General features: G+C 68.1%; 20 protein-coding genes. 4 read left to right on the top strand and 16 right to left on the bottom strand.

Annotated features, from left to right (window positions below):
• Window positions 1-4 precede the first annotated feature (4 nt).
• Window positions 5-811 (bottom strand): ABC transporter permease, encoded by an 807-nt coding sequence (locus JN22_RS14115; RefSeq protein WP_085554498.1) that lies wholly within the window; start codon window positions 809-811, stop codon window positions 5-7.
• A 55-nt stretch (window positions 812-866) separates the two neighbouring features.
• Window positions 867-1,889: an ABC transporter substrate-binding protein gene (locus JN22_RS14110; RefSeq protein WP_085554497.1), complete on the bottom strand. Its 1,023-nt coding sequence runs from the start codon at window positions 1,887-1,889 to the stop codon at window positions 867-869.
• Window positions 1,890-2,115: 226 nt separating this feature from the next.
• On the opposite strand from JN22_RS14110, the gene JN22_RS14105 reads away from it, so the two are divergent.
• On the top strand, window positions 2,116-2,823 hold the full coding sequence (locus JN22_RS14105) for a GntR family transcriptional regulator (RefSeq protein WP_085554696.1): 708 nt from the start codon (window positions 2,116-2,118) through the stop codon (window positions 2,821-2,823).
• A gap of 215 nt (window positions 2,824-3,038) precedes the next feature.
• Here the strand turns inward: JN22_RS14105 and JN22_RS14100 are convergent, their stop codons facing one another.
• From JN22_RS14100 to oxlT, 13 genes are all read right to left on the bottom strand, one after another.
• The gene (locus tag JN22_RS14100) at window positions 3,039-3,257 is read right to left on the bottom strand and encodes a formate dehydrogenase subunit delta (protein WP_085554496.1); all 219 of its coding nucleotides are present in this window, start codon (window positions 3,255-3,257) and stop codon (window positions 3,039-3,041) included.
• Between the two features lie 36 nt (window positions 3,258-3,293).
• Window positions 3,294-4,127 carry a formate dehydrogenase accessory sulfurtransferase FdhD gene (gene fdhD, locus JN22_RS14095; protein WP_223677710.1) on the bottom strand — a complete coding sequence of 278 codons (834 nt, stop codon included), beginning with the start codon at window positions 4,125-4,127 and terminating at the stop codon, window positions 3,294-3,296.
• A gap of 16 nt (window positions 4,128-4,143) precedes the next feature.
• Entirely contained in the window at window positions 4,144-6,999 is a 2,856-nt protein-coding gene (fdhF, locus tag JN22_RS14090) for a formate dehydrogenase subunit alpha (protein ID WP_085554494.1), read from the bottom strand.
• Window positions 7,000-7,019: 20 nt separating this feature from the next.
• Window positions 7,020-8,600, bottom strand: a complete 1,581-nt coding sequence (locus tag JN22_RS14085; protein WP_085554493.1) for a formate dehydrogenase beta subunit — start codon at window positions 8,598-8,600, stop codon at window positions 7,020-7,022.
• Complete coding sequence (locus JN22_RS14080) at window positions 8,597-9,109, bottom strand: formate dehydrogenase subunit gamma (RefSeq protein WP_085554492.1); 513 nt, start codon at window positions 9,107-9,109, stop codon at window positions 8,597-8,599. Before JN22_RS14080 ends, JN22_RS14085 begins: the two co-directional genes overlap by 4 nt.
• A 182-nt stretch (window positions 9,110-9,291) precedes the next feature.
• Window positions 9,292-10,242, bottom strand: a complete 951-nt coding sequence (locus JN22_RS14075; RefSeq protein ID WP_085554491.1) for a LysR family transcriptional regulator — start codon at window positions 10,240-10,242, stop codon at window positions 9,292-9,294.
• Window positions 10,243-10,362: 120 nt separating this feature from the next.
• Window positions 10,363-11,754 carry an NAD(P)(+) transhydrogenase (Re/Si-specific) subunit beta gene (locus JN22_RS14070; RefSeq protein WP_085554490.1) on the bottom strand — a complete coding sequence of 464 codons (1,392 nt, stop codon included), beginning with the start codon at window positions 11,752-11,754 and terminating at the stop codon, window positions 10,363-10,365.
• Between the two features lie 3 nt (window positions 11,755-11,757).
• Window positions 11,758-12,189: an NAD(P) transhydrogenase subunit alpha gene (locus tag JN22_RS14065; protein WP_085554489.1), complete on the bottom strand. Its 432-nt coding sequence runs from the start codon at window positions 12,187-12,189 to the stop codon at window positions 11,758-11,760.
• Window positions 12,190-12,202: 13 nt separating this feature from the next.
• Window positions 12,203-13,375 (bottom strand): Re/Si-specific NAD(P)(+) transhydrogenase subunit alpha, encoded by a 1,173-nt coding sequence (locus JN22_RS14060; protein ID WP_085554695.1) that lies wholly within the window; start codon window positions 13,373-13,375, stop codon window positions 12,203-12,205.
• A 184-nt stretch (window positions 13,376-13,559) separates the two neighbouring features.
• Window positions 13,560-14,009: a CBS domain-containing protein gene (locus JN22_RS14055; RefSeq protein WP_085554488.1), complete on the bottom strand. Its 450-nt coding sequence runs from the start codon at window positions 14,007-14,009 to the stop codon at window positions 13,560-13,562.
• Between the two features lie 50 nt (window positions 14,010-14,059).
• A complete protein-coding gene (locus JN22_RS14050) occupies window positions 14,060-15,088 on the bottom strand; it encodes a 2-dehydropantoate 2-reductase (RefSeq protein WP_085554487.1) in 1,029 nt (342 codons plus the stop codon).
• Window positions 15,089-15,274: 186 nt separating this feature from the next.
• Window positions 15,275-16,009 carry a sulfite exporter TauE/SafE family protein gene (locus JN22_RS14045; protein WP_317852926.1) on the bottom strand — a complete coding sequence of 245 codons (735 nt, stop codon included), beginning with the start codon at window positions 16,007-16,009 and terminating at the stop codon, window positions 15,275-15,277.
• A gap of 281 nt (window positions 16,010-16,290) precedes the next feature.
• On the bottom strand, window positions 16,291-17,595 hold the full coding sequence (gene oxlT, locus JN22_RS14040; protein ID WP_085554485.1) for an oxalate/formate MFS antiporter: 1,305 nt from the start codon (window positions 17,593-17,595) through the stop codon (window positions 16,291-16,293).
• A gap of 477 nt (window positions 17,596-18,072) precedes the next feature.
• Between oxlT and JN22_RS14035 the strand changes: the two genes are divergently transcribed.
• Window positions 18,073-18,513, top strand: coding sequence for a GNAT family N-acetyltransferase (locus JN22_RS14035; RefSeq protein WP_085554484.1), 441 nt, complete (start codon window positions 18,073-18,075; stop codon window positions 18,511-18,513).
• An 80-nt stretch (window positions 18,514-18,593) separates the two neighbouring features.
• On the opposite strand, the gene JN22_RS14030 is transcribed toward JN22_RS14035, so the two are convergent.
• Window positions 18,594-18,791: a hypothetical protein gene (locus JN22_RS14030; RefSeq protein WP_085554483.1), complete on the bottom strand. Its 198-nt coding sequence runs from the start codon at window positions 18,789-18,791 to the stop codon at window positions 18,594-18,596.
• Between the two features lie 387 nt (window positions 18,792-19,178).
• Here JN22_RS14030 and JN22_RS14025 point away from each other — a divergent pair, with 387 nt between their 5' ends.
• Entirely contained in the window at window positions 19,179-19,637 is a 459-nt protein-coding gene (locus JN22_RS14025; RefSeq protein WP_085554482.1) for a CBS domain-containing protein, read from the top strand.
• A 96-nt stretch (window positions 19,638-19,733) separates the two neighbouring features.
• Window positions 19,734-20,663 (top strand): histone deacetylase family protein, encoded by a 930-nt coding sequence (locus tag JN22_RS14020; protein ID WP_085554481.1) that lies wholly within the window; start codon window positions 19,734-19,736, stop codon window positions 20,661-20,663.
• Window positions 20,664-20,814: the final 151 nt, after the last annotated feature.

Genomic DNA, 20,814 nt, shown 5'->3' with positions numbered 1-20,814 from the left:
CGGGTCAGCCCTCCCGGCTTTGCAGGGTGGAGGCGCGCTGCCAGTGCAGGGCGGCGGACATCAGCAGCTTGATGAGGCCGTCGGTGGCGAATCCCAGCAGGCCGATGCTGGCCATGGCGGCGAGCACGAGGTCGTAGCGCAGGAAATAGTAGCTGTCCCACAGCACGTACCCGAGCCCACTCTTCACCGCGACCATCTCGGCCGTCACCGTCAGCATCCAGGCGGCGCCGATGCCGATGCGCAGGCCGGCGAAGATGCTGGGCAAGGCAGCGGGGAAGACGACGTGGCGCAGCAGCTGCTGCTCGGTGGCGCCCATCATCGAGGCGGCGCGGATCAGGTTGCGGTCGGCCGTCTTCACGCCATGGATGGTGTTCATCAGGATCGGGAAGAAGGCGCCGAGGAAGACCAGGAAGATCGCCGGCTTGTTGGCGATGCCGAACCAGATGATCGCCAGCGGGATCCAGGAGACCGGCGGCACCGGCCGCAGCATCTGGATGGTCGGCTCGATGGTGCGCTCGACCCAGCGCCACCAGCCGATGGCGATGCCGAGCAGCACGCCGCCCGCCGCCGCGATGGTGTAGCCGGCGGCCACCCGCGTGGCGCTCGACAGTGCGTCTGCCAGCCAGCGCCCGCTGTTGGCCTGCGTGGTCTCGTCATAGCCGAACACCCAGTCGCCCCAGCTGTGCAGCACGGCGGACGGCGGCGGCAGCAGCGCCACCGGAAAGAGGCCGGACCGGGAGACGATCTCCCAGGCCACGAGGATGAAGAGGGGAACGACGGCGCGTTCCCAGGATTTCGACAAGGCCGTCATGGACCGGCTCCCTTTACCGTCGAAGCTCTACCGTCGAAACAAGGCGCGGACGCGCTTAGAAGCCGAGTTCGCTCTTGGGCTTGTTGGTCACCGCTTCGAGGAAGCGGTAGTCGATGTTCTTCTCGGCGTCGGCGGTGACGTCGCGGGTGATGTATTTCAGGTCCCGCATCATCGCGGCGATGGCGAGCGTGCTGTCCTTGTGGATGGCGTAGTCGGGCGCCGCGTTCTCCAGCGACTGGGCGGCGACCGCCCTGTCCATGCCGGTGTATTTGTTGATGGTGTCGACCCAGACCTTGCGGTCGGTCTTCAGCGTCTCGACCAGCGCCACCACCGAGCCGACCGTCGCCTCGACCGCCTTCGGGTGCTCCTTGATGACGTCGGAGCGGGTGACGATCAGGTTGGTGAGGTTGCCGGCGGCCTGGTCATAGGGCAGCGCGAAGCGGGTGCCGGCGCCGCTGTTGCGGATCTGCGAGGCGAAGGGCTCGACCGTGCAGATCAGGTCGATCTCGCCGCGCTGGAGGGCGGCGGCGTGGTCGGACGGGTTCGGGATGTTGACGAACTGGACGTCCTTGTTGACGTTGATGCCGTGCTTCTGGAAGGCGCCGCGCATGTGGATGTCCTGCGCGTTCCCGCGCGAGGCGGCGACGCGCAGCGGCTCGCCCTTCTCCTTGCGGGCGGCGATCAGCGCCTTCAGCCCGTCCCAGTCGTCGGCCTTCAGGTCGATGCCCTTGGCGGTCATCACCTCCGACCCGCCATTGACCTGCCCAGACACCGCGACGACGTCGAAGCCCTTGTCCAGCGCGGTGATGTAGTGGAGGTAGGTGACCTGGGCCACGTCGATGCTCTTGGACACCAGCGCGGTCAGCACGTCGTTGCCGGAGTTGAAGTTGATCGCCTCGATCTCGACGCCCTTGGCGAGGCCGGGGGTCAACGCCATCGGCAGGCAGTGGGCGCACTTGGCGAAGCCCAGCTTCAGCTTTTCCGCGTCGGCGGCCTGGGCGGTCGCGGCGGCTCCGGCGACGGCCGACAAGGCGAGGATGGCGGCGGCGGCGTTCAGCGTGAGGGATCGGAACGACATGGGGCGCGGGCTCCAGATGCGGTTGCGTTGCCGATCCCGTCGCAAGCCTCATGCCAAATTGTATACAAAATCTCTATTCCTGATTAACTTATATATATCAAAGTGATAAATGAAAATTGTTTAGTCGTTGCGCAACAGGCCATCTTTGCCCTATTTTTAAGCTCTTGGCATCGTTCGCACACGAATGCCTAACAATGAAGCAGAATTGAGCGTTGCCGAACCGATCATGGACACGCCGAAGACCGCCAAGGCCGCCACCGGGCCGATCCGCCGGGCAACCCTTCAGCATTCCGCCGTGGCGGAGCTGCGCGCCATGATCCTGGAGGGAGAATTGCCGCCGGGAAGCCGCGTGCCGGAGGTGCAGCTCTGCGAGCAGCTCGGCGTTTCGCGGACGCCGCTGCGCGAGGCGCTGCGCGTGCTGGCGGCGGAAGGGCTGGTGGAGCTGCGGCCGCACCGCGGAGCGGTGGTGACGCCGGTGGACCCGACGGACATCGCCGCGATCTTCCAGGTGATGGAGGCGCTTGAGGCGTTGGCCGCCGCGCTGGCCTGCCGCAACGGCACGGAGGCCGAATTCATTGAACTCGACCGGCTGCACGGCCAGCTCATGGCACAGCACAAGGCGGGGGAACGCGCGGCCTATTCGATGACCAACCGGCGCATCCACGCCTGGATCGTCGCCATGGCGCGCAACCCGGCGCTGGAGGCGACCTACAGCGGCTTCGCCGCCCAGATCCTGCGCGCGCGCTCATTGGCGAATTACGACGCGGACCGCTGGCAGGAATCGGTGGATGAGCATGACGGCTTCATGGCGGCGTTGCGCAGCCGGGACGCCGCGACGGCGGGCGCCCTGCTCGCCGAGCACAGCCGGCGGACCGCCGACGCCGTGCTGCGCACGTTGCGCCAGCGGACGGCGGAAGCGTCGGGGGTGGACTGAGCACGGGCACGCTCAAGCGGTTTTGCTTCGCCTTGCCCCTGCTTGACCGGCATTGCCTGGATTCTCCAGGCACCGGCATGACCGGGCTTGTCCCGGTCATCCACGCGCAACCCATGGGCGACGTTTTGCGGCCGTGGATGCCCGGCACGAGGCCGGGCATGACGAGGAGGAAACATCAATCATCGACGACCGGCGGGCCGCTGGAAATGGCGCTCTCACCGCGCCTGCTGCAACACCCCGACGGCGCTGCGCGCAACCTCGTGCAGGTCGGCCCCACCGGCCTCGGCGTGGGCGAGCAGGCCGGCGCGCATGCGCGGATCCCAGAATTTTCGGATGTGGCCGGCCGTCTCGGCCACCGCCTCCTCGCGCGGGTAGGTGGCGAAGTGGGTGGCGATCTGGTTCGCCATCCGGACCAGCTCCTTGGTGTGATTCATTGATCGTCTCCCTGACATCCAGCGTTCAATATGGGATCAGCGGAACAGGACGACGCCGCCCGTCCGCGACAGCGAGCCCAGCGTCAGACCCGCGTTGCGCGCCAGTTCCAGCGCCAGCGCCGTCGGTGCCGAGATGGTCGCCAGCAGCGGAATGCCGACCGCCGCCGACTTCTGCACCAGCTCGAAGCTGCAACGGCTGGTCATGACGACGAAGCCCGCCGCCGGATCGGCGCCCGACGCCGCCACCGCGCCGATCAGCTTGTCGAGCGCGTTGTGACGCCCGACATCCTCGCGAGCGAGGCGGATCGTCCCGTCCGGTGCGCACCACGCCGCCCCATGGACCGAACGGTTGGCCCGGTTCATCGGCTGGTGGTCCGGCAGGGCGCGGAAGGCGGCGGCCACCGCCGCCGGCTCCACCGACAGATCCGAGGTCACCCGCCGGGGCTCCCGAACGGCGTGGACAAGACTGTCCACGCCGCACAGGCCGCAGCCGCTCCGCCCCTCCATGGACCGGCTGCGCAGACTGCCGCGCATGAGCCGCAGGGGATCGACCGTCATGTTGACGACCATGCCCAGCGGCGTCCCGCGCACCGTCACGCTCTCGACGTCGGCGGCGGTCCCGACGATCTCCTCGGCCAGGCTGAAGCCCAGCGCGAAATCCTCCAGATCGGCGGGGGTCGCCATCATCACCGCGTGCGAGCGTCCGTTGTACTCGAAGGCGACCGCGGTCTCCTCGGGGATCTGCCACGTCACACCCGCCCCGGACGCATCCCCTCCGCCGCGCGGCGCCGGAAAGCCGGTGCCGGTCACGGCGATGGAGCACATGTCCGGCGCACCGGAACGGACGGGACCCAAACTCATCGCGGTCATGCCCTGATACTCCCCCCTACTCGGCGGCCAGCACGTTGGCGGCGGCGATGCGCTTGCGCTCGACGTCGTTCTTCGCGTAGTCGACCTGCCAGTCGGAGGGCTGGTTGCTGCGGTTCACCTGCACCGCCGTCACCTTATATTCGGGGCAGTTGGTCGCCCAGTCCGAATTTTCCGTGGTGATGACGTTGGCGCCGGTCACCGGGTGGTGGAAGGTGGTGTAGACGACGCCGGCCGGCATGCGGTCGGAGATGACGGCGCGCAGCGTGGTGGCGCCCATGCGGCTGGCGAGCGACACCATATCGCCGTCCTTGACGCCACGGACCTCGGCGTCCACCGCGTTGATCTCCAGAACGTCCTCCGGGTGCCAGGCAACGTTGGCGGTGCGGCGGGTCTGGGCGCCGACGTTGTAGTGGGCGAGGATGCGGCCGGTGGTCAGCACCAGCGGGTACATCCGGGTCGTCCGCTCGTCGGTCGGCACATACTCGGTGATCACGAAGCGGCCGAGGCCGCGCGCGAAGGTCTCGCCGTGCATGATCGCCATGCCGGTGTCGTCGTCCTCGTATCCGGTGCAGGGCCACTGGACGCTGCCGACGCGGTCGAGCTTCTCGAAGCTGACGCCCCGGAAGGTCGGGGTCAGCCGGGCGATCTCGTCCATGATCTGCGCCGTGTTGTCGTAGTGCATCGGGTAGCCCATCGCCGTCGCCAGCGCGCAGGCGACCCAATGCTCGTCGCGGCCGACCTTGGACGGCATCGCCTTGCGGACGCGGTTGATGCGGCGCTCGGCGTTGGTGAAGGTGCCGTCCTTCTCCAGGAAGGAGGTGCCGGGGAAGAAGACGTGGGCGAAGGCCGCCGTCTCGTTCAGGAACAGGTCCTGGACGATGACGATGTCGAGCGATTCGAGCGCCGAGGTGACGTGGTGGGTGTTGGGGTCGGACTGGACGATGTCCTCGCCCTGCACGAACAGGCCGCGGAAGCTGCCGTCATGCGCGCTGTCGAACATGTTGGGGATGCGCAGGCCGGGCTCCGGATCCAGCGTGACGCCCCAGGCGGTCTCGAACTCGTGGCGGACATGGTCGTCGGAGACGTGGCGGTAGCCCGGCAGCTCGTGCGGGAAGGAGCCCATGTCGCAGGAGCCCTGCACGTTGTTCTGGCCGCGCAGCGGGTTCACGCCGACGCCCTCGCGCCCGATGTTGCCGGTCGCCATCGCGAGGTTGGCGATCGCCATCACCGTGCTGGAGCCCTGGCTGTGCTCGGTGACGCCGAGGCCATAGTAGATCGCGGCGTTGCCGCCGGTGGCGTAGAGGCGGGCGGCGGCGCGGACCTGATCGGCCGGAACGCCGGTGCGCGATTCCAGATACTCCGGCGAGTTGCGGGGCTCGGCGATGAACGCCTCCCACTTGGCGAACGCCGCAGGATCGCAGCGCTCCTCGACGAAGGGACGGTCGACCAGCCCCTCGGTGACGATGGTGTGGGCGATGGCGTTGACCACGGCGACGTTGGTGCCGGGCTGGAGCTGGAGATGGTGGTCGGCCTGGACGTGCGGGCTGCGCACCAGATCGATGCGGCGCGGGTCGATGACGATCAGCTTGGCCCCGGCGCGCAGCCGCTTCTTCATGCGCGAACCGAACACCGGATGCCCATCGGTCGGGTTGGCGCCGATCACCAGCAGCACGTCGGACTTGTCGACACTGCGGAAATCCTGGGTGCCGGCCGAGGTGCCGAAGGTCTGCGACAGGCCGTAGCCGGTCGGCGAGTGGCAGACGCGGGCGCAGGTGTCGATGTTGTTGGTGCCGAAGGCCGCCCGGATCATCTTCTGGACGACGTACACCTCCTCATTCGTGCAGCGCGACGAGGTGATGCCGCCGATGGCGCCCCGGCCGTATTTGGCCTGAACCGCCTTCAGCCGCTCGGCGGCGTAGGCGATCGCCTCCTCCCACGACACCTCGCGCCACGGGTCGGTGATCGTCTCGCGCACCATCGGTTTCATGATGCGGTCCTTGTGGCTGGCGTAGCCCCAGGCGAAGCGGCCCTTGACGCAGCTGTGCCCCTCGTTGGCGCCGCCGTTCTTCCAGGGCGTCATGCGCACCACCGTGGTGCCCTGCATCTCCGCCTTGAAGGAGCACCCTACCCCGCAATAGGCGCAGGTGGTGATGACGCTGTGCTCGGGCTGACCGTTCTCGATGATCGACTTCTCGGTCAGCGTCGCGGTCGGGCAGGCCTGGACGCAGGCACCGCAGGACACGCACTCGCTGTCCATGAAGCTTTCCTTGGCGCCCGGCGACACGCTCGACGCGAAGCCGCGCCCGTCGATGGTCAGCGCGAAGGTGCCCTGCGTCTCCTGGCAGGCGCGCACACAACGCGAGCAGACGATGCATTTCGAGGCGTCGAAGGTGAAGTACGGGTTGCTTTCGTCCTTGCCGGCCTTCAGATGACTTTCGCCGTCGAAACCGTACCGCACGTTGCGCAAGCCCACCGCGCCGGCCATGTCCTGCAACTCGCAGTCGCCGTTTGCCGGGCAGGTCAGGCAATCGAGCGGGTGGTCGGAGATGTACAGCTCCATCACGCCGCGCCGCAGCTTGGCCAGCCGGTCGGTCTGGGTCGCCACCTTCATGCCGGGCGCCACCGGGGTGGTGCAGGAGGCCGGGGTGCCGCGCCGCCCCTCGATCTCCACCATGCAGAGGCGGCAGGAGCCGAAGGCCTCCAGGCTGTCGGTGGCGCAGAGCTTCGGCACGCTGATGCCGGCGTCCATCGCCGCCCGCATGACCGAGGTGCCTTCGGGAACCGTGACGCTGCGGCCGTCGATCTCCAGCGTCACCAGGTTGGGGGACAGGCGCGCCGGGGTGCCGTAATCGATCTCATGGGTGAGGGTCATGTCGGTGCTCCTGGTCGCGCTCATTCGGCGGCGATGTGGGTGACGCGCACGGCGGGGACGCCGCGGCGGAAATCCTCGGGGAAATGCTTCACGGCGCTGCGCACCGGGTAGGGCGTCATGCCGCCCATGGCGCAGAGCGAGCCGTCCACCATCACCTCGCAGAGATCCGCCAGCAGGGTCAGGTTGGCGTCGACGTTCTTGCCGGCGATGATCTTGTCGAGCGTCTCCATGCCGCGCGTCGAGCCGATGCGGCAGGGAGTGCATTTCCCGCAGGATTCGGCGACGCAGAACTCCATGGCGAAACGGGCCTGCTGCGCCATGTCCACCGTGTCGTCGAAGACGACGATGCCGCCATGGCCGACCATCGCCTCCTGCGCGGCGAAGGCCTCGTAATCCTTGGGCAGGTCGAACTGGGCCGGCGGCAGGTAGGCGCCGAGCGGGCCGCCGACCTGCACCGCGCGGATCGGCCGGCCGCTGATGGTGCCGCCGCCGAACTCGTAGAGCAGCTCGTGCAGCGTGATGCCGAAGGCCTTCTCGACGATGCCGCCATGCTTGAGATTGCCGGCGAGCTGGAAGGGCAGAGTCCCGCGCGAGCGGCCGACGCCGAAGTCGCGGTAATAGTCGCCGCCCTTGTCGAGGATGATCGGCACCGAGCAGAGCGACAGCACGTTGTTGACCACGGTCGGCTTGCCGAACAACCCCTCCAGCGCCGGCAGCGGCGGCTTGGCGCGCACCATGCCGCGCTTGCCCTCCAGGCTCTCCAGCATCGCGGTCTCCTCGCCGCAAATGTAGGCGCCGGCCCCGACGCGGACGTCGAGGTGGAAGGTGCGGCTGGTGCCGTGGATGTTGTCGCCGAGCCAGCCCTCGTCATAGGCGAGCTTGATCGCCTGGCGCAGGGTCGCCGTCGCGTGCGGGTATTCCGAGCGCATGTAGACATAGCCCGAGGTGGCACCCACCGCAATGGCGGCGATGGTCATGCCCTCGATCAGGCAGAAGGGATCGCCCTCGATGATCATGCGGTCGGCGAAGGTGCCGCTGTCGCCCTCGTCGGCGTTGCAGCAGACGAACTTCTCGTCCGCCGGGGCCTGCATCACCGTGTTCCACTTGATGCCGGTGGGGAAGCCGGCGCCGCCGCGGCCGCGCAGGCCGGAGTCGGTCACCGTCTTGACGATCTCCGCCTGGGTCATCGCCAGCGCGTTCTCAAGCCCGCGGAAGCCGCCATGGGCGCGGTAATCCTCGACCGACAGCGGGTCGATGATGCCGCAGCGGGCGAAGGTCAGCCGCTCCTGCTTCTTGAAATAGGGGATCTCCTCGGTCAGCCCCTGGCCCAGCGGGTGCTCGCCGCCGCTGAGGAAGCCGGCCTCGAACAGCGACGGCACGTCCTCGGGCGTCACCGAGCCGTAGGCGACACGGCCGGCCGGGGTCTCGACCTCGACCAGCGGTTCCATCCACAGCATGCCGCGCGAGCCGTTGCGGACGATGCGGACCGGCAGTTCTCGGCGGGCGGCCTCGGCGCGGATGGCGGCGGCCACGGAATCGGCGCCCAGCGACAGGGCGGCGGCGTCGCGCGGGACGTAGACGGTGATCAGGTGGCCGCTCATTGCGCGCGCTCCTTATGGCCAGCCGGCCGAACAGTCGGGTGCGCCGTCTCGGCGGCGATGGCGTCGAAGCGGGCCGGGGTGACGCGGCCGTAGAGCTGTTCGTCCACCATGACGGCGGGCGACAGGGCGCAGTTGCCCAGGCAGAAGACCTGTTCCAGCGTGAAGGCGCCGTCGGCCGTGGTGTGGTGGAAATCGACCTGGAGCTTCGACTTGATGTGGTCGACCAGCGCGTTGGCGCCCATCGCCTGGCAGGCCTCGGCGCGGCAGACCTTGATGACGTGGCGGCCCGGCTTCTCGCGGCGGAACTCGTGATAGAAGGACACCACGCCGTGAACGTCGGCGCGCGACAGGTTCAGTTCACCGGCCAGCAGCGGGATGGCCTGCTCGTCGATGTAACCGAACTCCTCCTGCAGCGCGTGCAGGATCGGCAGCAGGGCGCCGCGCAGATGGAGATTGTCGGCGACAATCGTTCGGGCGCGCTCGACGCTCCACGGTTGGCAAGCGTTCACGGGGGATCCCTCCTTGCTCTCGGCTGGCCTTGGTCGTCTGGCCTGGGTTGCCTTGTCGTCCTCGCCGGTCCCTCTTTCGGGCGCCCGGTAAGGGGAGAGTGCAGGAGTATATGGTATACCAGCAAATTTCATTTTCTGATGGGCTGATAGCTTTTCGCTATCACGGCGTCGCCATCAGGCCATCAGCGGATCGCCAGCCGCCAGGGGGTCATCGCCTCGGCGGTGAAGACGGCGACGGTGTGGGCGATGTCGTCCTCCGCCGCGGCGCCGGCCAGGGCCTTGGCGAGCTGCGAGGGCGGTTCGCGGTCGGCGTAGGCCAGCCCGACGACGTAGCTGAGGTCGGGATCGACCAGCGGCAGCGCCACCACCTCGGGCAGCGGCGGCACGAAGGTCAGCAGCTGGCCCGGCACGATGCTGGCGCAGGTGCCGAAGCGCACGATGGTGTAGAGCGTGACGATGGAGTTGGTCTCCATCGCCGGCTCGACCGCCCGGCCGGTCATGCGGAAGGCGATCTCGGCGATGCGGCGGTTCTGCATGTCCGGAGTCAGCAGGCAGAGCCGCAGGGCCGCCGCCGTCTCCCAGGCGATGGCGCCCTGCGCGATGGCGTCGGGCGGCAGGTCGTCGCGCCGCGCCAGCAGATAATAGCGCTCCGAGTAGAGCGGCAGGGTGCGGACGTTGTTCAGCGGCTCGTTGTCGAGGTAGGTGACGGCGGCGTCCAGCTCGAACTCGTCGAGTCCGCGCTGGATCTCGCGCGAACTCAGCGAGGTTACGGTGGCGCGGATGTGCGGGAAACGCGCGGCGAAGGGTGCCAGCACATGGGGCATCACCGGCAGGGCGGTGGGGATGGCGCCGAGCCGCAGATGGCCGGTCACGCCCTGGGCCAGGGCGCGCAGCTCGTGGTTCAGGTTGTCCCGCTCGGCGACGATGCGGCGGGCGTACTCCAGCACCTTCAGCCCTTCCGGGGTGAAGCCGCCGAACTTCTGGCCGCGCTCGACGATGGGAACCTGAAGCTCCTCCTCCAGCTGGCGGATGGCGTTGGACAGGGTCGGCTGCGAGACGTGGCAGCTCTCCGCCGCGCGCCCGAAATGCCGCTCGCGCGCCAGGGCCAGGAGATAGACGAACTTGCGGGACATCGTCGGCTTCAATCCGTTGTGGCTGCCAACAGGATAGCCGGAAGGCGCACCCAACCCTCAAACGAAAAAAGGCGCGCCGCCCCAGAGGAAAGGCGGCGCGCTCAAGTCAGGCGACGGCCCTTACTCCATCGCCTTCACGACCTCTTCGGTGACCTTCTTGGCGTCGCCGAACAGCATCATGGTGTTGGGGCGGAAGAACAGCTCGTTCTCGACGCCGGCGTAGCCGGCGGCCATGCCGCGCTTGATGAAGAACACCGTCTTGGCCTTCTCCACGTCGAGGATCGGCATGCCGTAGATCGGGCTGGCCGGGTCGGTCTTGGCCGCCGGGTTGGTCACGTCGTTGGCGCCGATCACGAAGGCGACGTCCGCCGTGCCGAAGTCGCGGTTGATGTCCTCCAGCTCGAACACCTCGTCGTAGGGCACGTTGGCCTCGGCCAGCAGCACGTTCATGTGGCCCGGCATGCGCCCCGCCACCGGGTGGATGGCGTACTTCACGTCGACGCCCTCGTGCTTGAGCGTGTCGGCCATCTCGCGCAGCGCGTGCTGCGCCTGCGCCACCGCCATGCCGTAGCCCGGCACGATGATCACCGACTGGGCGTTCTTCATGATGTAGGCGGCGTCCTCGGCCGAGCCGGCCTTCACCGAGCCCTGCGGCCCCTTGGCCGCGCCGCCGGCCGCCGCCGCCTCGCCGCCGAAGCCGCCGAGGATGACGTTGAAGATCGAGCGGTTCATGCCCTTGCACATGATGTAGGACAGGATCGCGCCCGAGGAGCCGACCAAGGCACCCGTGATGATCAGCAGGTTGTTCTGGAGCGTGAAGCCGATGCCGCAGGCCGCCCAGCCCGAGTAGCTGTTCAGCATCGAGATGACCACCGGCATGTCGGCGCCGCCGATCGGCAGGATCAGCAGGAAGCCGAGCGCCAGCGCGACGATGACGATCAGCCACATCGCGGTGGTGGAGTTGGACTGCACCAGCCAGACGATCAGCAGCAGCGTCAGCACGCCGAGTGCCGCGTTGAGCGGGTGCTGCATCGGGAAGACCAGCGGCTTGCCGGTGACCAGCCCCTGGAGCTTGGCGAAGGCGACGATGGAGCCGGTGAAGGTGATGGCGCCGATGGCGGTGCCGAGCGCCATCTCGACCAGCGAGCCCTTGGCGATGGCGCCGGGCAGGCCGATGCCGTAGGCCGCGGGCGAGTAGAAGGCGGCGAGCGCCACGAAGACGGCGGCCAGACCGACCAGCGAGTGGAAGGCGGCGACGAGCTGCGGCAGGGCCGTCATCTCGATCTTCTTGGCGACGACGTAGCCGATGCCGCCGCCGATGGCGATGCCGAGCACGATCATCCAGTAGGACTGGACGATGGGCGAGGCCAGCGTGGTGAGGATGGCGATGGTCATGCCGACCATGCCGTAGATGTTGCCCTGGCGCGAGGTTTCCGGGCTGGACAGCCCGCGCAGCGCCATGACGAAGCAGACCGAGGCGACGAGGTAGAGAAGGGCGGACAAGGTTTCCATGGTTTACTTGCCCTTCTTCTTGAACATGGAGAGCATGCGCTGGGTCACCAGGAAGCCGCCGAAGATGTTGACGGAGGCGAGGATGACGGCGAGGAAGCCCAGGATTTTCGAGAAGTCGACGCCGCCCGGCCCGGCGGCGACCAGCGCGCCGACGATGATGACCGAGGAGACGGCGTTGGTGACGGCCATCAGCGGCGAGTGCAGGGCCGGCGTGACGCGCCAGACCACGTAGTAGCCGACGAAGCAGGCCAGCACGAGAACCGTCAGGCCGGTCACGAAGAAGCTGCCATGGCCGCCGGCCACATCCACCACCGGAGCCGGCAGGGATGTCGAGAGTTGCGCCACCTGCACCGACAGGGCGTCGGTCTGCTGGGTCAGCGAGGCGAGCGTGTCGCGGAAGGCGGCGAGGTTGCCTGCGGGATCCGGGTGTTCCATGGGATCCGCCTCCTCAAGCGGGTTGCGCTTCGCGGACCGCGTCCGCGAAGGCGGGGTGGACGACGGCGCCGTCGCGGGTCAGCGCGATGGCCTTGACGATCTCGTCGTCCCAATTGACCGTGACGCCCTTGTCCTTGTCGTGCAGCGCGGTGAGCAGGGCCAGCAGGTTCTTGGCGTAGAGCAGCGAGGCGCTCTCGGCGATGCGGCTCGGGTAGTTGGCGTGGCCGACGATCCTGACGCCGTTGGCGGTGACGACCACCTCGCTCAGCCTGGAGCCCTCGACGTTGCCGCCCTGCTCGACCGCCAGATCGATCAGCACCGAACCGGGCTTCATCGAGGCGACATGCTCGGCCGTCACCAGGATCGGCGCCTTGCGGCCGGGGATCAGCGCCGTGGTGATGACGATGTCCTGCTTCTTGATGTGCTCGGCCACCAGCGCCGCCTGCTGGCGCTTGTAGTCGTCGCTCATCTCCTTGGCGTAGCCGCCGGCGGTCTCCGCCTGCTTGAACTCGTCGTTCTCCACCGCGACGAAGCTGCCGCCGAGCGACTGCACCTGCTCCTTGACCGCCGGGCGCACGTCGGTGGCCGAGACGATGGCGCCGAGCCGCTTGGCCGTCGCGATGGCCTGGAGGCCGGCGACGCCGACGCCCATGATGAAGGCGCGGGCCGGCGGCACGGTGCCGGCGGCGGTCATCATCATCGGGAAGGCGCGGCCGTACTCGCTGGCCGCGTCCACCACCGCCTTGTAGCCGGCGAGGTTGGCCTGGGACGACAGCACGTCCATGACCTGGGCGCGGGTGATGCGCGGCATGAACTCCATGGCGAAGGCGTTCACGCCGGCTTCGGCGTAGGCCTTCACATGCTCGCGGCTGTTGTGCGGGTTCAGGATCGCGAACAGCAGCGCGCCCTTGCGGATCAGGGCGAGTTCGTCGGGTCCGCCCTCTCCGTCGATCAGCGGGCGCTGGACCTTCAGCACGATGTCGGCGTCGGCGAGCGTCGCCGCCGGGTCCGGCGCGATGTCGGCGCCGGCCGCCGCGAAGGCGGCGTCGGGGATGCTGGAGCCGAGACCGGCCCCGCTCTCCACCACGACGTCCAGGCCGAGCCCTTTGAATTTCTTGACGGTGTCGGGAGACGCGGCGACGCGGAGTTCGCCCGCGCGGCGCTCCCTGGGTATGGCGATCTTCATGTCGGTTTGGCTTTCGAAGGCCGCCACCGGGCGGCGTGGCCGCAATTGCCCCACCCCGGCCCTCCCCCGCTTGCGCCAAGGGAGGGGGGCTTGTGCGGGAGCTTCGTCAAAGTGCGGCGGCAGTCCCCTCCCCTGCGAGAGCGGGGGGAGGGTTAGGGTGGGGGCACGGGGATCCTGGCCCCCCTCACTGGTTGGCGGCGACCGGGTAGTTCCAGGCCTCGCTCGGCGGCAGCGTCGCGTCCTCCAATTGGCGGCGGATCAGGTCGCGGACGCTGACGACGCCGACCAGGGTGGTGCCCTCCAGCACCGGCACATGGCGGATGCCGTGCTCGTCCATCAGGCTCAGCACATGGCGCACCGTGTCCGACGGGTGGCAGCAGAAGGGGTCACGCGTCATCAGCGCCGTCACCGGCTGTTTCAGGACGTCCGGCCCGCGGTCGACCAGACCGCGCACGACGTCGCGTTCGGAGATCACGCCGACCACCGTGTTGCCCTCGGTCCGGCAGACGTCCTTGACCACCAGGGCGCCGGTGTTCTCCGTCTTCATCAGACGCAGGGCCGTGTCCACCGTCTCGTTGACGCGCACCATGCCGATGCGCGTGCCTTTCTTGCGGAGAATGTCCTCGACTCTCATGACACCCCTCCCCTTCCCGCTGATCTTCCGATGTGTGTGCGGCCTCCGCCTTATTGCGCGGCCACGGACGGCACGAGTTCCTTCGCGTCAGCCGGCTGCGGCCGGGTGTAGAGGCCGGCGACCTCGCCGCGCTGCCGCACCAGGGCCAGCACCACGTCGATGGTCGGGGTCGGCACCTCGACCATGCGGCCCATCTCCTGGACGACCGACAGCAGGGCGTCGATCTCCATCGGGCGGCCGCGCTCCAGGTCCTGGAGCATCGAGGTCTTGTGGGCGCCGACGGCCCCGGCGCCGTTGATGCGGCGCTCGACGTCGACGCGGAAATGCACGCCCAGCCGGTCGCCGATCCGCTTGGCCTCCAGCATCATCGCCTTGGCGACGGCGCGGGTCTCCGGATCGCCGCAGATCACCTCCAGCGTCGCGTGGGTCAGCGCGCTGATCGGGTTGAAGCACAGGTTGCCCCACAGCTTCAGCCAGATCTCGTCGCGGATGCGGTCGAGCACGGGCGCGCGCAGGCCACCGGCCTCCATCGCCTTCGACAGCGCCATCACCCGGTCGGACATCGAGCCGTCCGGTTCGCCGAGCGAGAACTTGTCGCCGTAGATGTGCTGGATGACGCCGGGAGCCACCACCTCGGTCGCCGGATAGACGACGCAGCCGATGGCGCGCTGCGGCCCGAAGCCGTTCCACTGCGCCCCGCCCGGATCGACCGAATCCAGGATGCGCCCGTCGAAATCGCCGCCGGTGCCGTGGAAATACCAATAGGGAATGCCGTTGACGGCGGTGACGACGGCGGTGTCCGGGCCCAGCAGGGGCTGGATCGCCGGGACCACGCCGGGGACCGAATGGGCCTTCAGCCCGATGATCACGTAGTCCTGCGGTCCCAGCTCCGCCGGGTTGTCGGTGCAGCGGGGATGGACGGTCGTCTTCTCCTCCCCCACGATCAAGGTCGCGCCGTTCTCGCGCATCGCCGCGAGATGGGCGCCGCGCGCCACCAGGCTGACCTCCGCCCCGGCCTGGTGCAGCCGCACGCCGAGATAGCCGCCGATGGCGCCGGATCCGTAAATGCAGATTTTCATGCCCGATCCCTCTCCCCCGTTATCGGCCCTTTTGGCCAGGCAGCCTTTGCAGCGGCGGCCAACAGTCTGTTGCTCAAACTGAGCGTGGAGTTTGGTATACCACATACCGTATGTCAACGCAGAAAGTGGGGGCACCCGCGAGAATGCGTGGCGGGGACGCTCGCCAAAGGGGCGGGATTCGGCGGATCACGTCCCCTTTGCGAAGAAATAAGCGGTCAGCGCGGCGCCGATCGCCACGACGCCGGTCTTCAGCCGCTTGGGATCGACCCGCTTGGCACCGAGCGCCCCGACGTAGCCGCCGGCCACCGCCGCCACCGCCATCGCCAGCGTCTCCGGCCAGGAGACCGCCCCGGAGACGGCGAAGGCGGCCACCGCCGCCCCGTTCATCAGCATCGCCAGCAGGATGCGCAGCCCGTTCATCGCGTGGATGTCGCGCAGCCCGAACAGGGTCAGCGCCGCCAGCATCAGGAAGCCGATGCCGCCGCCGAAATAGCCGCCATAGATGGAGATGAGGAACTGCACCGCCAGCACGCCGCGCCCGCCGAGCCGCAGCCGCGCCACCACGCCCGGCGCGTAATGGCCGACGGCGAAGACCGAAGTGGCGAACAGCAGCAGCCAGGGAACGAAATCGGCAAACAACGCGTTGGGCGTCACCAGCAGCAGCAGGGCGCCGATCAGTCCGCCGATCAGGCTGAGCGCCGCGAACTGCGGCAGGTTCACCTCGCTGACCGCGCCGATGTCGCGCCGGTAGGCCCAGCTGCTGGCGGCTTGTCCGGGGAACAGCGCCACCGTGCTCGACGCGTTGGCGCTGACCGGCGGCACCCCAGCGAACAGCAGCGCCGGAAAGGTGATGAAGGCGCCGCCTCCGGCGACCGCGTTCAAGGCCCCCGACGCGAAGCCCGCCATCATGAGAAGACCCATGCCGAGCATCCATTCCCTCCCGTGAAATGTTGCGTCGCCAAATTCCGGGCGCTTCCGGGCGCCGAATTTGGGCGTTGACCGCCCGAACCGTATTCTGTATACAGAATATCAAGAAGACGAAGCGGCTCTCGAAACTCGAACGGTCCACCGGGGGACGTCCAGAACGCCAAACGACCGACGCCATGGCCGGGGCAACGGCCACAACGTCGGTGCGTTTGTTGGCAGACCCTTCTGGGGACCTTGCCCGGTCAGTCTCCCCGACGCGACCGGGCCCGATTCCTTCAGTCGGCGCCCTCGGTGGCCAGCTTGCCGTGGACCGGAGCGGATTCGGCGATCTGCCGGGCGCGCATCGGCTTCAGGACGAACAGGGCGAGGAAGGCGGCGATGGCGTTGACCGCGGCGGCGAAGAAGAACACCGCCTGCCAGCTTCCCGTGGAGGCCACGGCGACGTTGGCGAAGGGCACGACCAGCGACGCCGTGCCCTTGGCGGTGTAGAGCAGGCCGGCGTTGGTCGTCGCGAACTTGGAGCCGAAGCTGTCGCCGCAGCAGGCCGGGAACAGGCTGTAGATCTCGCCCCAGGCGAAGAACACCAGACCGGTCAGGATGACGAAGGCGACCGGGTTGTGGCCCCATTGGTTCAGCGCCAGGATGCCGACGCATTCGATGGCGAAGGCGATGAACATGGTGTTCTCGCGCCCGATGTTGTCCGACACCCAACCGAAGAAGGGACGGGTCAGGCCGTTCAGCACGCGGTCGATCGACAGCGCGAAGGTCAGGGCCGGCAGGGTCAGGCCCATGATGCTGACCGGAACGCCGTCGAGATGGAAGTCCTTGGCGATGGGACCGAGCTGCGCGGTCGCCATCAGGCCGCCCGCCGCCACCATGGCGAACATCAGATACATGACCCAGAAGGTCGGGGTCTTCAGCATCTCCTGCGGGGTGTAGTTGCGGCGGGTCTGCACGAGGCCCGACTTGTCGACCTTGGGCAGCTGGTCGGCGCGCGGCTCGGCCAGGAACCAGGCGAGCAGGAAGACGATGCCGCCCTGGCCGAGACCGAAGGTCATGAAGGTGGCTTCATAGCCGGATGAGGCGATCATGTTGGCGATCGGCACGACGGTGAGCGCCGAGCCGGCGCCGAAGCCGGCCGCAGTGATGCCCGCTGCCAAACCGCGACGGTCCGGGAACCACTTCAGCGCGTTGCCGACGCAGGTGCCGTAGACGCCGCCCGCCCCGATGCCGCCGATCGCGGCGCCCAGATAGAGCATCGCCAGCGAATCCGCGACGGAATTGATGGCCCAGGCCAGCGCGCAGAGGGCGCCGCCGACGACCACGACGATGCGCGGCCCGAACTTGTCGACGAACCAGCCCTCGACCGGCACCAGCCAGGTTTCGGTGACGACGAAGATGGTGAAGGCGACCTGAATCGCCGCGCGGCCCCACTGGTGCTTTTCTTCGATCGGGGTGACGAACAGGGTCCAGCCATACTGAAGATTGGCGATCATCGACATGCAGATGACGCCGATGACCAGCTGCATCCAGCGGCCACCGAGAGGCCCGTTCTGGGCCCCGGTTTGGGACTGGCTCATTCTTCTGTTTCTCCTTTGAAGCGTGCTCTCTTCCAGGTCGGGCGTTGTTTTTGTTCGATGTTCCTGCTTTGGCACTTTTGTTCGAAGGCGGAGGAAGCGCGGCGGAATGCGGCGCCGCGGCCTCCACAGCCCCTTCTTGGGGTGTTTTGAAACCCGGCCAGACGTGAATTTCTGAACTTCATATCTGGAATTATCAATATGGTATACCAGATGCCGACCCCTTGTAAACCGATTAGTGGCGTCCCCAACTGTTTTAACCCCCATCAGTCGGAAGCCCCTTTTCCACCTTGATGACTCGGCCGCACTCTGGCATATGGTATGCCAGAGTGCGGCCGAGAGCGGTACCCAGACCCGCGCCACGCTCCGAACCCCTGGCCCCGCGACCACGGCCACCCGTTTCCCCGCTGTGGATCACGGGCCCCCGGGCGGTTCCTTTCCATCCCCACCGACACGCCTCAAAAGAAGGAGACGAGCGCCATGGAGCAGCAAACCGTCGAGATCGTCCTGGCACGGGACGACGCCGACATCGCGGCCAGCTTTCCGGTCATGAAGGAATTGCGGACCCATCTGGCCGACGCCGACGTCTACCGCGCCCAGGTGCGCCGGCAGATGGACGATGGCTACACGCTGGCCCTGGTGCGCATCGACGGCGAGGTCGCCGGCTGCGGCGGCTTCCGCGTTCACGAGACGCTGTCGCGCGGGCGCTACATGTATGTCGAGGATCTGGTGACCGCCTCGCAGAAGCGGTCCTACGGGCTGGGCGACAAGCTGTTCGACTGGTTGGCCGCCGAGGCGCGCGCGCGTGGCTGCGCCCAACTGGAGATCGTCTCGGGCGTCCAGCGCGGCGAGGCGCACCGCTTCTACCACCGCAAGCGGATGACCATCAAAGCCTTCCAGCTCGTGCTGCCGCTGAACTGAGCGGCGCGGCAGGCGAGCCGGCCGAACAGAAAAGGCGGCCCCGCGAGGGGCCGCCTTTTCCTATGGGCAACGGAACCGGATCAGAAGGCGCGGGGGAAGCTGGCCCAGGTCGGGCCGGGGACCTCGTCCTCGCCTTCCGCCGGGTTGGCCCGGCGCAGGCGGCTGGCGGTGAAGTCGCTGGCGGCGGCCTCGGCGGCGCCGACCCGTGCGGCCAGGATGTGGTGGACGGTTCCGGCGAAGACGGACAGGACAAGCGAGAGAGCCAGCATTTCCAACATGTTCGTCGCTCCAGTGCCTCGGTGGTCGGAATGTTTTCTTCTTGTGCCGTCTTCCTTATGACGCACCGCACCATATGGGACAAGGGCTTTGGCATACCAAGCACCAGATGCCCGATATGCAGCTTGCGCATTCCGCAACGCCGTTAGGTATGCACCACAAACATACCGTATCGCGGAATATCTTTAAAATCCCTGTTTGCCCGACGATGCCCGCAACCCGATACGCCGGCTGCAAAATTGTTTGATTGGTACACTGTATTTGGTATACCATTATTCTCGGTCAACGGGTCCTGATGGCGCGGCCACCGCCCGCCCCGCGCGACCGTCCCCGCCATCGGCGCCAAGGCGCGCCGGCATCCAAGGGCCAACCTCCAGGGAGGGCACGCCATGAAGGTCGAACACATCCTGCGCACCAAGGAGTCCCGTGTCGTCGCCGTCCGCACCGGCGCGACCGTCGCCGAAGCGATCGGCCTGATGAAGGCGGAGAACATCAGCGCCCTGGTGGTCAAGGAGGTCTGCCGGACCGAGGGCAACACGCTGGCCGGCGTGCTGTCCGAACGCGACATCGTCCACGCGCTGCTGGAGCGCGGGTCGGGCCTGCTCACCATGCCGGTCTCCCATCTGATGACCCGGACGCCGGTCACCTGCGCGCCGCAGGACAGCCTGCACCACGCGCTGCACCTGATGGACCGTCACCACATCCGCCACCTGCCGGTGCTCGACGACGGCCATCTGGTCGGCGTCGTCAGCGCCCGCGACTTCACCCGCCTCCAACTGGAGGAACTGAGCGCCGTCGCGGATCCACGGCCGGCCAACGCCCCCGCCACGGCGCATCCGATCCACTGATTGGGTCCGCCGGCTGTTTCGTTCCGCCGACCGATCCCGCGCCGCCGCCATGCCCGACCGCAGGCGGCGGCGCGTTCCCATGGGAGATTGCGCTCCGTGACGACCCTGATCTTCACCCACCCCGACTGCCTCGCCCACGACACCGGCCCCGGCCATCCCGAGGGGCCGCACCGGCTGGCCGTGGTCTGGGAGGTTCTCGGCCGCGACGAGTTCAAGGGGCTGGAGCGCCGCCCGGCCCCCGAGGCCGAGGTCGGCCAACTCGCCCGCGTGCACGACCGCGCCTATGTCGACGCGGTGCTCGCCGCCATGCCCGTCCAGGGCTACCACCGGCTGGACGGCGACACGCTGCTGTCGCCGGGATCGCGCGGAGCCATCCTGCGCGCCGCCGGGTCGGTCTGCGCGGCGGTCGACGCGGTGATGGCCGGCGAGGCCACCAACGCCTTCTGCGCCGTCCGCCCCTGCGGCCACCACGCTGAGCCGGCCCGCGCCATGGGATTCTGCGTCTTCAACAACGTCGCCGTCGGCGCGCTGCACGCCCGCGAGCGCCACGGGCTGTCGCGCGTCGCCGTGGTCGACTTCGACGTGCATCACGGCAACGGCACCCAGGCGATGTTCGCCCAGGACGCCGGCCTGTTCTTCGCCTCGACCCACCAGTCGCCGCTCTACCCCGGCACCGGGGCGTCGTGGGAGCGCGGGGTCGCCGACAACATCCTCAACCTGCCGCTGGAGCCCTACAGCGGTTCGGCCGAGTTCCGCCAGGCGTTCGAGCGCGTCATCCTGCCGGCGCTGGAGGCCTTCGCGCCGGAACTTCTGCTGATCTCCGCCGGCTTCGACGCCCACGCCCGCGACCCGCTGGCCCAGCTCGGCCTGACCGGCGCCGATTTCGAATGGGTGACGCGCAAGCTGGTCGAGGTCGCCGAGCGCCAATGCGGCAACCGCGTTGTCTCCGTCCTCGAGGGCGGTTACGACGAGGCCGGTCTGGCGGAGGGCTGCGCCGCCCATCTCCGGGCATTGACGCGCGCCTGATTCCGTTCCCCCTCCTTTTCCGTCATGGCCGGGCTTGTCCCGGCCTTCCACGGGCCATCCACGGGCGCGCTTCAAGGCCGCGTGCGGATGCCCGGCACAAGGCCGGGCATGACGATGTTTGGAGAAGATCAGGGAATAGCCGGCAAACGGG

The organism is Azospirillum agricola, assembly GCF_020005195.1.
GTDB lineage: Bacteria > Pseudomonadota > Alphaproteobacteria > Azospirillales > Azospirillaceae > Azospirillum > Azospirillum agricola.
The sequence above is the reverse complement of the archived record's forward strand: the minus strand, read 5'-3'. Positions and strand labels throughout refer to the sequence as shown.

What these genes read in the sequence shown, in the direction of transcription:
- JN22_RS14050 (WP_085554487.1), bottom strand. Translation starts at nt 15,088, where the DNA reads ATGAAAATCTGCATTTACGGATCCGGCGCCATCGGCGGCTATCTCGGC.
- JN22_RS14060 (WP_085554695.1), bottom strand. Translation starts at nt 13,375, where the DNA reads ATGAAGATCGCCATACCCAGGGAGCGCCGCGCGGGCGAACTCCGCGTC.
- JN22_RS14115 (WP_085554498.1), bottom strand. Translation starts at nt 811, where the DNA reads ATGACGGCCTTGTCGAAATCCTGGGAACGCGCCGTCGTTCCCCTCTTC.
- fdhF (WP_085554494.1), bottom strand. Translation starts at nt 6,999, where the DNA reads ATGACCCTCACCCATGAGATCGATTACGGCACCCCGGCGCGCCTGTCC.
- fdhD (WP_223677710.1), bottom strand. Translation starts at nt 4,127, where the DNA reads ATGACCGCGATGAGTTTGGGTCCCGTCCGTTCCGGTGCGCCGGACATG.
- JN22_RS14055 (WP_085554488.1), bottom strand. Translation starts at nt 14,009, where the DNA reads ATGAGAGTCGAGGACATTCTCCGCAAGAAAGGCACGCGCATCGGCATG.
- JN22_RS14070 (WP_085554490.1), bottom strand. Translation starts at nt 11,754, where the DNA reads ATGGAAACCTTGTCCGCCCTTCTCTACCTCGTCGCCTCGGTCTGCTTC.
- JN22_RS14065 (WP_085554489.1), bottom strand. Translation starts at nt 12,189, where the DNA reads ATGGAACACCCGGATCCCGCAGGCAACCTCGCCGCCTTCCGCGACACG.
- JN22_RS14100 (WP_085554496.1), bottom strand. Translation starts at nt 3,257, where the DNA reads ATGAATCACACCAAGGAGCTGGTCCGGATGGCGAACCAGATCGCCACC.
- JN22_RS14045 (WP_317852926.1), bottom strand. Translation starts at nt 16,009, where the DNA reads ATGGGTCTTCTCATGATGGCGGGCTTCGCGTCGGGGGCCTTGAACGCG.
- JN22_RS14030 (WP_085554483.1), bottom strand. Translation starts at nt 18,791, where the DNA reads ATGTTGGAAATGCTGGCTCTCTCGCTTGTCCTGTCCGTCTTCGCCGGA.
- JN22_RS14110 (WP_085554497.1), bottom strand. Translation starts at nt 1,889, where the DNA reads ATGTCGTTCCGATCCCTCACGCTGAACGCCGCCGCCGCCATCCTCGCC.
- JN22_RS14035 (WP_085554484.1), top strand. Translation starts at nt 18,073, where the DNA reads ATGGAGCAGCAAACCGTCGAGATCGTCCTGGCACGGGACGACGCCGAC.
- oxlT (WP_085554485.1), bottom strand. Translation starts at nt 17,595, where the DNA reads ATGAGCCAGTCCCAAACCGGGGCCCAGAACGGGCCTCTCGGTGGCCGC.
- JN22_RS14075 (WP_085554491.1), bottom strand. Translation starts at nt 10,242, where the DNA reads ATGTCCCGCAAGTTCGTCTATCTCCTGGCCCTGGCGCGCGAGCGGCAT.
- JN22_RS14105 (WP_085554696.1), top strand. Translation starts at nt 2,116, where the DNA reads ATGGACACGCCGAAGACCGCCAAGGCCGCCACCGGGCCGATCCGCCGG.
- JN22_RS14025 (WP_085554482.1), top strand. Translation starts at nt 19,179, where the DNA reads ATGAAGGTCGAACACATCCTGCGCACCAAGGAGTCCCGTGTCGTCGCC.
- JN22_RS14085 (WP_085554493.1), bottom strand. Translation starts at nt 8,600, where the DNA reads ATGAGCGGCCACCTGATCACCGTCTACGTCCCGCGCGACGCCGCCGCC.